The 12717-nt window shown below is 44.1% G+C and carries 14 protein-coding genes; 1 reads left to right on the forward strand and 13 read right to left on the reverse strand.

What is annotated here, in order from left to right:
- Positions 1-77: 77 nt before the first annotated feature.
- From fabG to ACQYAD_RS05785, 9 genes are all read right to left on the reverse strand, one after another.
- Entirely contained in the window at positions 78-821 is a 744-nt protein-coding gene (gene fabG / locus ACQYAD_RS05745) for a 3-oxoacyl-[acyl-carrier-protein] reductase (RefSeq protein WP_430236278.1), read from the reverse strand.
- Positions 818-1765, reverse strand: a complete 948-nt coding sequence (gene fabD / locus ACQYAD_RS05750; protein WP_430236280.1) for an ACP S-malonyltransferase — start codon at positions 1763-1765, stop codon at positions 818-820. The genes fabG and fabD overlap by 4 nt, the downstream gene beginning before the upstream one ends.
- A gap of 22 nt (positions 1766-1787) precedes the next feature.
- The gene (gene plsX / locus ACQYAD_RS05755; protein WP_430236282.1) at positions 1788-2786 is read right to left on the reverse strand and encodes a phosphate acyltransferase PlsX; all 999 of its coding nucleotides are present in this window, start codon (positions 2784-2786) and stop codon (positions 1788-1790) included.
- 55 nt (positions 2787-2841) lie between these two features.
- Positions 2842-3399 carry a transcription factor FapR gene (gene fapR / locus ACQYAD_RS05760; protein ID WP_430236284.1) on the reverse strand — a complete coding sequence of 186 codons (558 nt, stop codon included), beginning with the start codon at positions 3397-3399 and terminating at the stop codon, positions 2842-2844.
- 100 nt (positions 3400-3499) lie between these two features.
- Complete coding sequence (gene recG / locus ACQYAD_RS05765) at positions 3500-5548, reverse strand: ATP-dependent DNA helicase RecG (protein ID WP_430236285.1); 2049 nt, start codon at positions 5546-5548, stop codon at positions 3500-3502.
- Positions 5545-6429: an L-serine ammonia-lyase, iron-sulfur-dependent, subunit alpha gene (gene sdaAA / locus ACQYAD_RS05770; RefSeq protein ID WP_430236287.1), complete on the reverse strand. Its 885-nt coding sequence runs from the start codon at positions 6427-6429 to the stop codon at positions 5545-5547. Before sdaAA ends, recG begins: the two co-directional genes overlap by 4 nt.
- Before the next feature lie 65 nt (positions 6430-6494).
- Positions 6495-7157: an L-serine ammonia-lyase, iron-sulfur-dependent subunit beta gene (sdaAB, locus tag ACQYAD_RS05775; protein ID WP_430236289.1), complete on the reverse strand. Its 663-nt coding sequence runs from the start codon at positions 7155-7157 to the stop codon at positions 6495-6497.
- Between the two features lie 116 nt (positions 7158-7273).
- Positions 7274-8956: a DAK2 domain-containing protein gene (locus tag ACQYAD_RS05780; protein WP_430236291.1), complete on the reverse strand. Its 1683-nt coding sequence runs from the start codon at positions 8954-8956 to the stop codon at positions 7274-7276.
- Between the two features lie 16 nt (positions 8957-8972).
- Complete coding sequence (locus ACQYAD_RS05785) at positions 8973-9335, reverse strand: Asp23/Gls24 family envelope stress response protein (protein WP_430236293.1); 363 nt, start codon at positions 9333-9335, stop codon at positions 8973-8975.
- A gap of 291 nt (positions 9336-9626) precedes the next feature.
- Here ACQYAD_RS05785 and rpmB point away from each other — a divergent pair, with 291 nt between their 5' ends.
- Positions 9627-9815: a 50S ribosomal protein L28 gene (gene rpmB, locus ACQYAD_RS05790; RefSeq protein ID WP_430236294.1), complete on the forward strand. Its 189-nt coding sequence runs from the start codon at positions 9627-9629 to the stop codon at positions 9813-9815.
- Positions 9816-10006: 191 nt separating this feature from the next.
- Here the strand turns inward: rpmB and spoVM are convergent, their stop codons facing one another.
- The 4 genes from spoVM to rsgA all read right to left on the reverse strand — a co-directional run bounded on the left by spoVM (position 10007) and on the right by rsgA (position 12669).
- A complete protein-coding gene (gene spoVM, locus ACQYAD_RS05795; protein ID WP_007087787.1) occupies positions 10007-10090 on the reverse strand; it encodes a stage V sporulation protein SpoVM in 84 nt (27 codons plus the stop codon).
- Positions 10091-10284: 194 nt separating this feature from the next.
- Positions 10285-10935: a thiamine diphosphokinase gene (locus ACQYAD_RS05800; protein WP_430236296.1), complete on the reverse strand. Its 651-nt coding sequence runs from the start codon at positions 10933-10935 to the stop codon at positions 10285-10287.
- A gap of 204 nt (positions 10936-11139) precedes the next feature.
- Positions 11140-11784 carry a ribulose-phosphate 3-epimerase gene (gene rpe / locus ACQYAD_RS05805; protein WP_430236298.1) on the reverse strand — a complete coding sequence of 215 codons (645 nt, stop codon included), beginning with the start codon at positions 11782-11784 and terminating at the stop codon, positions 11140-11142.
- A 3-nt stretch (positions 11785-11787) separates the two neighbouring features.
- Positions 11788-12669 carry a ribosome small subunit-dependent GTPase A gene (rsgA, locus tag ACQYAD_RS05810; protein ID WP_430236299.1) on the reverse strand — a complete coding sequence of 294 codons (882 nt, stop codon included), beginning with the start codon at positions 12667-12669 and terminating at the stop codon, positions 11788-11790.
- Positions 12670-12717: the final 48 nt, after the last annotated feature.

Below are 12717 nucleotides of genomic sequence, written 5' to 3' on the forward strand. Positions count from 1 at the left end.
TCCCCTCAAGCTATTATAGAGTATTTCAGGAAAATAATAAATGTATTGCAAAAAAAATCTCTTGGCGGGATTTAAATTTACATCACCATGCCGCCGTCAATATGAAGCGTCTGGCCAGTCATATAGGCGCTGTCATGAGAGGCGAGAAATGCGGCAACTTTGGCAATATCTTTAGGTTCTCCAAAACGGGCCAAAGGAATTTGCTTTAACATTTCTGATTTTACTTCTTCCGATAATTTATCGGTCATATCGGTTGTAATAAAACCGGGAGCAATGGCATTAACCGTTATATTTCTCGCGGCCAATTCTTTCGCTGTTGTTTTCGTCAGTCCGATCACGCCCGCTTTAGCAGCAACATAATTCGCCTGCCCTGGATTCCCGCTGACCCCAACGATTGAGGCCACATTAATAATCCGGCCGGAGCGCTGTTTCATCATCTGTCTAGTTACTGCTTTTGTGCAAAGGAAAACCCCTTTCAGGTTGATGTTCAGAACATCATCCCACTCGTCCTCTTTCATTCGCATGATAAGATTATCTTTTGTAATCCCTGCATTGTTGATCAGAATATCTAATTTTCCAAACTGATCAATCGTTTCTTTCACCATGGAGGCAACTTCTTCAGAATTCGAAACATCGCATTTTACCGCAAATGCGCGTCTGCCCATTGCTTTGATTTCATCGACAACCTCATTTGCCTTTGCTTCACTTCCGGCAAAGTTGACCGCCACATCTGACCCTTGTCTGGCAAGCTCAAGGGCAATTTCCCGGCCGATTCCTCTTGACGCACCCGTAACAAGTGCCGATTTTCCCTCTAAATTCATCGATTCTCCTCCTTCAACGATTCGATGACAGCGTGTGCGGTTTCCTCATCTGAAACAGAATACGTTTTCGCATTCCGATCGATTTTTTTTATTAATCCGGAAAGGACTTTGCCCGGACCAATTTCAATAAACGTATCGACACCCAATTCCAGCATCTTCCGTACTGAATCTTCCCATAAAACAGGTGAGTAAAGCTGTTCAATCAGTTTTTCTTTGATTTCTGACGCATCGCTCATCGGCTCCGCCGAAACATTAGCAACCACTGGAATCGCTGCATTTTTCATTTCAATTTGAGCCAATTCTGCTTGCAATTGGGCGGCAGCCGGTTTCATTAATGAAGAATGGAACGGACCGCTGACAACTAAAGGAATAACCCGTTTCGCCCCTCTTTCTTTTGCCTTTCCCCCTGCTAATTCAACACCCTTCGCCGATCCGGAAATAACGATCTGACCAGGGCAATTGAGATTGGCGAGCTGCACTGGATACCCACTTTGTGTTACTTCACTAGTAACTTCCGTTAATGGTTCTCGCTCAAGTCCGAGTACCGCTGCCATCGTTCCTTCACCATTCGGAACAGCCTTTTCCATAAATTCACCGCGACGGCGAACGAGGTATACCCCTTCCTCAAAAGTAAGTGCCCCAGCAGCAACAAGTGCTGTATATTCCCCAAGACTGTGTCCGGCAACATAATCAGGCTGAATGCCTGTCGTCCGGAAAAATTCCAGCACTGCAATGCTTGTTGTCAGCAATGCCGGCTGTGCATTTTCCGTCAATGTTAGTTCTTCCTGTGGACCTTCAAAGATTAGCTTGCTTAGCGGAGTCTTTAACGTTTCGTCCGCTTTGTGAAAGTAGGCTTGTACATCTGAATGATGTTCAGCAAGACTTTTCCCCATTCCTACCGTTTGGGAGCCTTGACCCGGAAAGACAAAAGCAATTTTTCCCATTTCAACACCTCTTTTACGTATATTATTCCCTTGGTTTGCCTGCTTTTTCAATCGTTAGCTTCATTTGGCTAATGACTTCTTTTTCAACCATTTCCCTTGTTTGCCGAATGGCGCTGAATATCGCCTGGGCATTTGATGATCCGTGCGCTTTAATAACCGGCGCCTTCAGTCCAAACAAACCTGCACCGCCATACTCCGAGTAATCCATTTTGGATTTTAATCGAATGAGATCGGGTTTTAGTACGGCTGCCGCCAATTTGCTTTTGACACTGCCGGTTAAAGCCGATTTCAGCATTTTAAACGTCGATAAAGCAGTTCCTTCAATTGTTTTTAACACCATATTGCCTGTGAAACCGTCCGTTACCACCACATCGGCTGCTCCCTCAAGCAGATCTCGCGCTTCGACATTCCCAATGAAATGGATCGGGGCTTCTTTCAATAGCTTAAATGCTTCTTTTGTTAATTCATTACCTTTTTTCTCTTCTGTCCCTATATTTAAAAGTCCGATGCGCGGGTTTTCAATTCCTCTTACCTTGCTGCAGTAGATCGAGCCCATAATTGCGTATTGCAGCAAGTGCTCTGGCTTGGCATCGGCATTTGCGCCGACATCAAGCAGCAAAAAACCTTCGCCGCCGACTGTTGGCAGTGTTGGCGCCAGTGCCGGCCGTTCAATTCCTTCAATCCGTCCGACAACAAAAAGTCCGGCCGCCATCAACGCCCCTGTGTTCCCCGCAGAAATGCAGGCATCTGCCAAACCGTCTGCAACCTGACGGGCAGCGAGCACCATTGAAGCATTCTTTTTCCGCCGCACGGCCCGCACCGGCTCATCCGTACCCAAAATGACTTCATCGGTATGGATGACGGTAATCCGGTTATGTTTTTGCAAACGCTCATAAATTTTCGCTTCATCACCGACAAGGACAACCTGTAAATCTGCGAAGGTTTCCACAGCTTTCATTGCGCCAAGCACGATTTCTTTCGGGGCGTGGTCGCCGCCCATTGCATCAATTGCTATTTTCATATTGTTCATCCCTTAACAAAGTGGTTTCCGCCTTTATGCTAGCCGTCATGTTCGTTTACGAGCGATACATTTCAAATTCTCCCTGAAAAACAAGTTCATTATTGACGAAACTTTGGACATCAACGAATGTTCTGCCATGATCTGCATTGATTTTTCTTACTTTTGCTTTTGCGATGACGCGCTCATCTTGTTTGACAGATCGGATAAATTGAATGTTCGCTTTGGCTGTCAGTGCTAATTCGTCATTGATGACAGCGACAGCTAAGGAGTTGGCTTGGGCAAAAAGATGATGCCCGCGGGCAATCTTATTTCGCTTAAAAACATGCTCCTCTTTTACGTCAAAAATCGAAATTGCACTTTTGTCTAAATTCATATCAATAATTTCACCGATGACTTCTTCAAGCGGGAGCGAGCGGACTTCATCTTCAAATCGCTTTTCCGCAACATTTTTGATCCTCTCTCGCAATTCCGGAATCGACAATTCCAGGCGGTCAAGACGGATTGTTTGCACACTAACCGCAAATTTTTCCGCCAGCTCTTCATCAGTGATAAATGGATTTTCTTTTATAGTAGATGTTAATAGCTTCTGACGTTCCTTCTTTGCGATTCTCAATTAAAACACCATCCGAGATCTTATGACTAGGTACTAATAGTAGTATAAAATCTACCTCCCCAGATTGCAACCATTACTTTAAAAACAAAGGAACAATTTGTTAATCAAGTTTTTCTCCTTCTAAGACTCCGGACGCTTCGAGTCGGATGCGCAGGGGTTGAAATTCTGCGGCATGCCAAAATTCCTTTGATTGAATCAACCATACCGCATCGCTTCTGGCTGTTTCAAGTGCACGGTAATCATGGACCATGTCTGCTACCTTAAACTCCGGAACCCCGCTTTGTTTTTTTCCAAAAAAGTCTCCCGGTCCTCTAAGCTCCAAGTCCTTTTCACTTAACACAAAACCATCGTTCGTTTCTGTCATAATCTGCATCCGCTCTTTACCGTTTTCGGATTTCGGATTGGCAAGCAAAATACAAAACGATTGCTCACTCCCACGGCCGACACGGCCGCGAAGCTGGTGAAGCTGGGAAAGTCCAAAGCGCTCTGCATCGTAAATAACCATGATGGTGGCATTTGGAACATTCACACCCACTTCGACAACCGTTGTTGAAACGAGCACCTGAACGGCATTGTTGCTAAATTCGCGCATAACCGCTTCCTTCTCTTCCGCACTTAGGCGGCCATGCATCAACCCTACTTTAAACCGGTTTTGAAAATAAGTTGTCAGCATGCTGTAGACATCGATCACGTTTTGCACATCCAATTTCTCCGATTCCTCAATGAGCGGGCAGATCACATACCCTTGACGTCCTTTCCTTAATTCCTTTTCCATAAAAGCAAGAACGCGGTCGAGCATCTCTTGTTTTGCCCAATACGTTTCAATTGTTTTTCTTCCTGCCGGCATTTCGTCAATAATCGAGACATCCATTTCGCCAAAAACCGTAATCGCGAGCGTTCGAGGGATCGGGGTTGCGGTCATGAACAGGACATCGGGACTTTCTCCTTTTTCCCTTAATATTCGGCGTTGTTCCACACCAAAGCGGTGTTGTTCATCTGTGATGACAAAACCAAGCTTTGAAAAAACAACCTCATCTTGAATAAGCGCATGGGTGCCAATCAGGAGATCAATCTCCCCTTGTTCAAGCTGTTGAAGAATCTCCCGGCGTTTTTTTCCTTTAACAGAACTAGTCAACAGCTCGCACGTTACATCAAAAGGCTCAAGCAACGCTTTTAATGATGCAGCATGCTGCTCAGCCAAAATTTCAGTTGGCACCATTAATGCACCTTGAAATCCCGCGCTGATACTCGCATAAAGACCAATTGCCGCAACAACTGTTTTCCCGGATCCGACATCCCCCTGCAGCAGGCGATTCATCCGAAAAGGTGATTTTAAATCAGCCAGAATTTCATTAACGACCCTTTTTTGGGCATTTGTAAGCGGGAATGGCAAGGATTGAATAAATGCTTTGACTTGGATAAGATTGTATTTTTGCGTCAACCCTGGGGAATGTTCCCGCTCAAACTTCCTTAATGCTTGCATTTTTAGTTGGAAGAGGAGGAATTCCTCATAGACAAACCTTCTCCGCGCCTGCTTTACATCTTCCTGATTGCGCGGAAAGTGCATCGCTCTTAAAGCATCCCGGCGATGATAAAGGCGGTACTTTTTTAAAAGCGGTTCCGGCAATGTTTCTTCAATCAAATGACCGAACTGATGAAAAGCGAGCTGAATAAATTTGCGGATCCCCTTCATTGAGAGCTTCCCTTTTAGCAGATAAACCGGCTCAAAATCGTTCTTTTTTTGATTTTCTCCTATTTGCAGTTCATTTCCGGTAATCATCTGCCGGTGCTGATCCCATTTGCCGGTAACGGTAATCGTCTGATTGATCTCAAGCTTTGATTTTAAATACGGCTGGTTAAAAAACACGACTTGAATTAAGTATTTCCCAACAAGGAGGCGAAGCGTCAGCCGCGATTTCTTTTTGCCGTAATAGACAAGAGAAGGTTCACTGTGAACCTTCCCTTCAACCGTTACTTTTTCTTCGTGGGCTACTTCTGCCAAATCTTTTAAGCGATAATCTTCAAAACGATAAGGGAAATACTCAAGCAAATCGAGTACCGTTGAAATTTTCATCTCGGCTAGCGTCTCCGCTGTTTCTTGGCCAATACCCTTTATAACAGTCACCGATTGCATAAGGTTTTCATTCACTTTTTCTGAAGCGGAATTCCAAAGATCTTCGCTTCTAATGCCCGACCTGTTGGAGTTGCCGCCAACCCTCCTTGCGCTGTTTCTTTTAATGCTGTCGGCATCGTTTGGCCAATTTTGTACATGGCCTCAATCACCTCGTCGCACGGGATTCTGCTTTTAATCCCGGCGAGGGCCATATCAGCTGCAACCATCGCATTTGCAGCGCCCATCGCGTTCCGTTTTACACAAGGCACCTCAACAAGTCCTGCAACTGGATCGCATACAAGGCCGAGCATATTCTTTAAGGTAATTGCCATCGCCTCTGCACATTGAGATGGCGTGCCGCCGGCCATTTCAACGATTGCAGCCGCTGCCATACCGGCCGCTGAACCAACTTCTGCCTGACAGCCGCCTGCTGCACCGGAAATCGATGCATTGTTTGCAACCACATAGCCAAAGGCACCAGCTGTAAACAAAAAACGAATCATTTCTTCCCTTGTCGGCCGCAGCTTTTTCTGAACAGCAAACAAGGTTCCCGGAACAACCCCTGCCGATCCGGCGGTCGGCGTTGCACAAATTGTCCCCATTGCCGCATTTACCTCATTTGTGGCAACCGCCTTGCTAACGGCATCAAGCACGGTTTCACCGGATAAGAAGTCGCCTTTTTCAATATATTGCTGCAACAGAACCGCATCCCCGCCTGTTAACCCGGAATGCGATCTCACCCCTTTAATCCCGCGTTCAACTGCTTCTTCCATTACTTTCAAATTACGATCCATCAGTGCCAGGATCTCTTCTCTGGATCTTCCGGTAACATCTAGTTCCTGCTCAATCATAATCTCGGAAATTTTTTTATTTTGAAGCGTCGCCTGTTCGACTAATTCTGCAACATTACGGAACACTTTTTTCCCCCCTTGTGGTACGTTGGTCAAAGTAAAAAAAACGATATAAAGAGCTTGAGAGCCGATTAATCCACGATTTTCGTAACCTTCAGCACATGGGGAAGCTGCTCGATATCCAACAACACTTGACCGTCAATATTTTGATCGACTTCGATCGTCATTAAGGCAAGTTTGCCTTTTTCTTTACGAGAAACTTCCATATGTCCAATGTTGATTTCATATTTAGCCAAAACATTGGAAACTCCCGCAATTGCTCCAAAACGATCATTATGAACAACCAAAATCGCCGGGTGGTTTCCGGAAAGTTTTAATTCAAATCCATTTAATTCGATAATCTCAACCTTACCGCCGCCAATGGAGATCCCAACAAGCTCGAGTTCACCATTTTCATCCCCGATCATCACTCTTGCCGTATTCGGGTGCACAGGTACAGCATCTTCTTCAATAAATTGCAGCTTGATTCCTCGCTCTTTGGCAATGGCAATTGATTCAATAATCCGCTCGTCGAATGTATCAAAATCTAAAATTCCGCCAATGATGGCCACATCTGTACCATGTCCCCTATAGGTCTTGGCAAATGAGCCGTAGAAAGAGATATTGGCCCACTTTGGCTCCCGGCCAAACAAGCTTCTTGCGACTCGGCCGATTCTTGCTGCACCAGCCGTATGCGAGCTTGAAGGGCCAATCATAATCGGTCCGATAATATCAAATACGCTTTTAAATTTCACCGATCTTTTCCCCCAATGAAACGTTTAATTTATCAAAACATATGATTGACACAATTTTTCCAAAAATTTTAGGCATAAAAATAGAAGGGATTACCCCCTTCTATTTTAGCTGTTCCTTATTCGATTGAAAAGATAAATGAGTAAAGCGGCTGCCTGCCATTGTGAGATTCCACTTCGACGTTTTCAAAGTTCTCCGCAACAAACTGTTCCATTTCCTGAACTTCTTCTTCCGAAACGTCTTCACCTTGGATGATGGTTACAATTTCTGAATCGTCATCGATCATCTTAGAAAGCAATTCCTGGGCGGTTTGGATTTTTTCTTTTCCTTTAACAACAATCTTGCCCTCTGCAATGCCCATAAAATCACCTTTTTCAATTTCAAGTCCATCTATTGTTGTATCACGAACCGCAAAAGTGATTTGACCGGATTTAACATTCTTCAAGGCTGTGATCATTGCAGATTGGTTGGCCTCAGCTGAAGAACCCGGGTTAAAAGCGAGCAAAGCGGAAAGACCTTGGGGTACCGTCTTTGACGGAATTATATACACTTCTTCTTCGGAAACTTCAGCGGCCTGTTCCGCAGCCATAATGATGTTTTTATTGTTCGGTAAAATAAAGATTTTTTTCGCATTCACTTCTTTGATGGCTTGCACGATTTCTTCTGTGCTCGGATTCATCGTCTGACCGCCTTCAATTACCTTATGGGCACCAATGCTTGTAAACAATTCGGCAAGTCCCGACCCCATTGACACTGTAACAATGCCGTATTCCTGTTTTTCTTTCAGTATTGCTTTTGTTTCCGTTACAAGCGGCGTTTGCGTCTCTCCGACAATATTGGAATGCTGCTGGCGCATGTTTTCAATTTTAATATGAATCAAGCTTCCATAGCGCTGCCCATAGCTTAACGCTGTTCCCGGCTCCTCTGTGTGAACATGGACTTTAACAAGCTCTTCGTCGGCAACAACCAGCAAAGAATCGCCCAGATTACTCAGATCTTGTCGGAAGGTGTCTTCTTTAAAAGGGTTTTTGGCTGCTTTGTCTTTTTCAAATTTGACCATAAATTCAGTACAGTAGCCAAAGACAATATCTTCTGTATGGATATGGCTTTGCACGTTTTTATGATGTTCAGCGCTGATCAGTTCCTCCATTTTCGGCATCGTATCCGGGGAATCCGGGAGCTTCTCGCCTGTTAATTCTGCCAGGAACCCTTCATAAACGAAAACCAGACCTTGGCCTCCGCTATCGACGACACCCACTTCCCTTAAAACGGGCAAAAGTTCAGGCGTGCGCTTTAATGCAGCCTTTGCTTCTTTTAAAACCTCTTCCATCACGATGATAATATCATCTGTTTTTTCACAAGCCTGGATCCCTTTTTTCGCTGCATCTTTTGCTACTGTTAAAATGGTACCCTCTACAGGCTTCATCACCGCTTTATAAGCGGTTTCCACACCCGCTTCAAACGCAAGTGCAAATTCGCTTGCGGAAATGACCGGTTTATTCTCAATTGACTTTGTAAACCCACGGAAAAGCTGGGATAGAATAACGCCTGAATTTCCGCGAGCCCCCATCAGCAATCCTTTCGAAAGCGCGGCGCCCACTTTACCGATATGCTCCTGTACATTCTGTTGCACTTCCTTAGCACCGGAAGTAATCGATAATTTCATGTTTGTTCCAGTGTCTCCATCCGGAACAGGAAAGACGTTTAATGCATCAACCATCTGCGCATTGGCAGCTAAATGGTTCGCTCCTTTTATAACCATTTCTGCAAAACGTTTTCCATCAAGTGCGGTAATTGGCACAAAAATTTCCTCCTCACTACGAGTTCATCACGCGAACTCCCTGAACGTATATATTCACCGAGTCAACGGCAAGTCCGACAGTTTTGTCGAGGGTGTATTTCACCTTTGATTGAACGTTGTGGGCAACTTCCGAAATTTTTGTTCCATAGCTGACAATGATATACATATCAATATGTACTTCCTCGTTTTGCTGGCGAACAATAACACCCCGAGTAAAATTTTCTTTCCGCAAAATTTCTGTAAGCCCATCTTTAATTTGATTCTTAGAAGCCATACCGACGATTCCATAACAATCAACTGCCGCACCACCGGCGATGGTGGCAATCACTTCATTTGAAATATCAATTTGTCCGAACTTTGTTTGCAACTCAATGGACATGAATCGTTCCCCCTTTGGAAAATGCTTCTTGGTTACAGCCATTTTACTATAGTCACTTCAATTTTAAAAGTCTCTACTTGCCTGCTTCTATTCAGCAGGAAACTTCGTGCAATGTCAAGGCTTTTTTCTTGAAAGCTTTGTGTTCAACTATTGCAAACTATTTAGGAGTGTGATAAATTATTAAGGTATCTTTAGGACAGAAAATATGGTTAAAGCCATTTTTCTTTTTAAACAGATGATTCCATGTCAGTTAAAGCATGACAGCTTTTGGTTTGTAAGGAGGGAAAAGATATGCCACGCAAATGTGTCGTTACAGGTAAAAAAACAACAAGCGGCAACTCACGTTCTCACGCTATGAATGCCAATAAGCGTACATGGGGTGCGAACCTTCAAAAAGTACGTATTCTAGTTGATGGAAAACCTAAGCGTGTTTGGGTTTCCGCAAGAGCGCTAAGATCCGGTAAAGTAGAACGCGTCTAAGCGTATCAAAAGACATCCTATCAAAAGGATGTCTTTTTTAATGAAAGATGTTGGACAATTCATAGGGACTGCCAATGTTTTTGATTGAGCGGTAACAAAAGGGTTCCAAAAAAAAAAACACCCTTAAAGGGTGCGAAATGATCATTTTTGAAAGGTTGTCTGTCTCTCTGGCAAACAGATGCCCAAGCGCTCTATTCGTTTTTCTTAAATGCTCCTATCATCGCCCGGACAAGTCCACCAAGAAATCGCGGCAGTTTAATCGTATAAAATTTCATACTGTCCCTCCTCACCATCTCAAACGAAGCTCGAAAACTTTTTTGTTCCCCTACACAGCATATTCAAAGAATAGAAATAAGTACTAAAAATATGGCTATGTGGTTGATTTTGCTCATTATAACCATGAGAGCGGAAAAGAGTGCCTGGAGCGGAAATCAACAGCAAATAAAGCATAGCCTAAATGAAAGAAAGCTTAAGAATCACTGCTTCTTATCACTAATAATATGCCTTCTGAAAACGAAAAAGTACCACAATTGCTAATAAGTTCGTTACTAATACATAGTGTGGAACCGAGCGGAATATGACAGTCATTTAATGGATACTTGAATCCATCAAGCGTTAATCCTTCAACCGCCCCCCCTACAGGAACAAATGAAACATAATGATATCGGCTGTTTTTCTTTAACGAATGCTTTCCAGGTCCTTTTAAAAATACGATATTGGATCGATCAATCATGAAAACTTCTTTCGATATTCCAGATAAAACCGGTTTTGTTAATAACTGAACATTTGCAAAAAAATGGTCAAGCCTCCCGCCCGTTGCGCCAAATAGTTGAATTCTATCGGCCTCTTGATCAAGCGCCCAGTTAAGCGCAAGTTCCATATCTGTTTCATCCTTTTCCGGCTTAAACCGGCAGAGCTTGGATACCTTTGCTTCAATTTCACGCAGTTCTTCTTGTGAAACCGAATCAAAATCACCAAACGCGATATGCGGCTGGATACCCCTCTGAATTAATGTGAACACACCGCGATCGACGCCAATCCATAAACAGCCGTTTTGATTATATTCAGCTAGATTTGGCAAAAGCTCCTGCGGGCCCCCTGCTAAAATATTAATAATCAATGACGTCGACACCCTTCCAATTTTGAAATAAAAAAAACCGGCCGCAAGCCAGCTTTTATTCCGCATAACGGGCAGTAAACCCCCACCTCGAGGAGTAAAGCAATCAAAGAAGCAAGGTTGGGGATAACTGCCTGTAAAAGTCCGATTGATTCAACTAACAATCAGGGGGGATGGAAAAACTCCTCCATTGATTGAAGTTTCACCTTATCCCCTTATTGCAGCTATTGCCCCGGCGCGGTCTTTTTCGTTGTATATCGCTGATCCAGCGACGAGCACGGTTGCCCCCGCTTCAACACAGAGCTTTGCTGTCATAGCATTTACTCCGCCATCCACCTCGATTTCAAGTGCTGGATTCTTTTCTTTTGCCATTTCTTTTACTTGGTAAATTTTCGTCAATATTTCTGGAATAAACTTCTGACCGCCAAAGCCTGGATTGACGGACATTACCAACACCATATCCACATCTCTGATGACATGCTGAAGCGAATCAACCGGCGTCGCCGGGTTTAGTACCACTCCGGCCTTAACACCGAAAGACCGGATATAGTGAATGGTTCGATGCAAATGCCGGCAGGCTTCCACGTGAACGGTAATATAATCAGCACCCGCTTTGGCAAATGCTTCAATATAGTGATCAGGGTTTTCAATCATCAGGTGAACATCGAGCGGAAGCTTCGTAATCGGGCGAATGGCTTCGACGACCAATGGGCCAATCGTAATATTCGGGACGAAATGACCATCCATGACGTCAACATGAATGAAATCCGCTCCCCCTTTTTCAACGTCTGCAATTTCCTCACCTAATTTTGCAAAATCGGCTGAAAGGATAGAAGGTGCAATTTTTACCATACTTTAGTACCTCGGCTTTCTCTCTTTAATTTCCCTTAAAAAATCAAGATAATGGTCATAGCGGTAAGGCTGGATATCACCTGTCTGTACCCCAGCTTTGACTGCGCATTTCGGCTCTTTCAAATGGAGGCAGCCGCGAAATTTGCACTGTTCACTTGCCTTTTGCAATTCGGGAAAGCAAGCACTTAACTGTTCTGCTTCAATATCAAGCAATTCTAAACTGCTAAAACCAGGAGTATCAGCCACCAAGCCATTTCCGACCGGTAGTAGTTCGACATGTCTGGTGGTGTGTTTGCCTCGGCCAAGATGGGTAGAAATATCACTTGTTTTCAAAGCTAGATCAGGCTTTAATGCATTTAGCAGCGAAGACTTCCCGACGCCCGACTGCCCGGCAAAAACCGATATTTTTCCATCCAAGTAAGGCAGCAGACGATCGATGCCCATCCCTTTTTCTGATGAAGTAAGCACAACCTCATAGCCAATCGCTTCGTATTGATTCGCATATGCCTTAATGACTCCCTCTGCTTCTGCCGAAAGCAAATCCATTTTGGTTAGGCAGATGACCGGCTGGATGTGATTAAATTCGACAAGAACTAAAAAACGGTCCAACAGTACTGTACTGAAATCAGGCTCAACCGCAGAAGAAATTAAGATCGCCTGATCAATATTGGCGACTGGCGGTCTGAGTAATTCATTTTTTCTCTCCTTGATTTCGAGGATATAGCCTTCCTGTTCATTTTCTGCTTGAAAAATAACATTGTCTCCGACAAGCGGGCTGATCTTTTGCTTGCGAAATACACCTCTGCCGCGGCATTGGTACACTTTTCCACGGTCAAACACATAGTAAAAACCGCTAAGTGCTTTAATAATTTTCCCTTCGGGCATAACCACACTCCCCTCAAGAATACCGAAAGGGCAGTCCAACGCTGCCAC

It is taken from the genome of Neobacillus sp. SM06, assembly GCF_050496765.1.
Taxonomy (GTDB): Bacteria; Bacillota; Bacilli; order Bacillales; family Cytobacillaceae; genus JAEVLT01.

Excerpts from the sequence above, each read along its gene's own strand:
- fabG (WP_430236278.1), bottom strand. The coding sequence starts at position 821 with ATGAATTTAGAGGGAAAATCGGCACTTGTTACGGGTGCGTCAAGAGGA.
- fabD (WP_430236280.1), bottom strand. The coding sequence starts at position 1,765 with ATGGGAAAAATTGCTTTTGTCTTTCCGGGTCAAGGCTCCCAAACGGTA.
- plsX (WP_430236282.1), bottom strand. The coding sequence starts at position 2,786 with ATGAAAATAGCAATTGATGCAATGGGCGGCGACCACGCCCCGAAAGAA.
- ACQYAD_RS05785 (WP_430236293.1), bottom strand. The coding sequence starts at position 9,335 with ATGTCCATTGAGTTGCAAACAAAGTTCGGACAAATTGATATTTCAAAT.
- rpmB (WP_430236294.1), top strand. The coding sequence starts at position 9,627 with ATGCCACGCAAATGTGTCGTTACAGGTAAAAAAACAACAAGCGGCAAC.
- spoVM (WP_007087787.1), bottom strand. The coding sequence starts at position 10,090 with ATGAAATTTTATACGATTAAACTGCCGCGATTTCTTGGTGGACTTGTC.
- rpe (WP_430236298.1), bottom strand. The coding sequence starts at position 11,784 with ATGGTAAAAATTGCACCTTCTATCCTTTCAGCCGATTTTGCAAAATTA.
- rsgA (WP_430236299.1), bottom strand. The coding sequence starts at position 12,669 with ATGCCCGAAGGGAAAATTATTAAAGCACTTAGCGGTTTTTACTATGTG.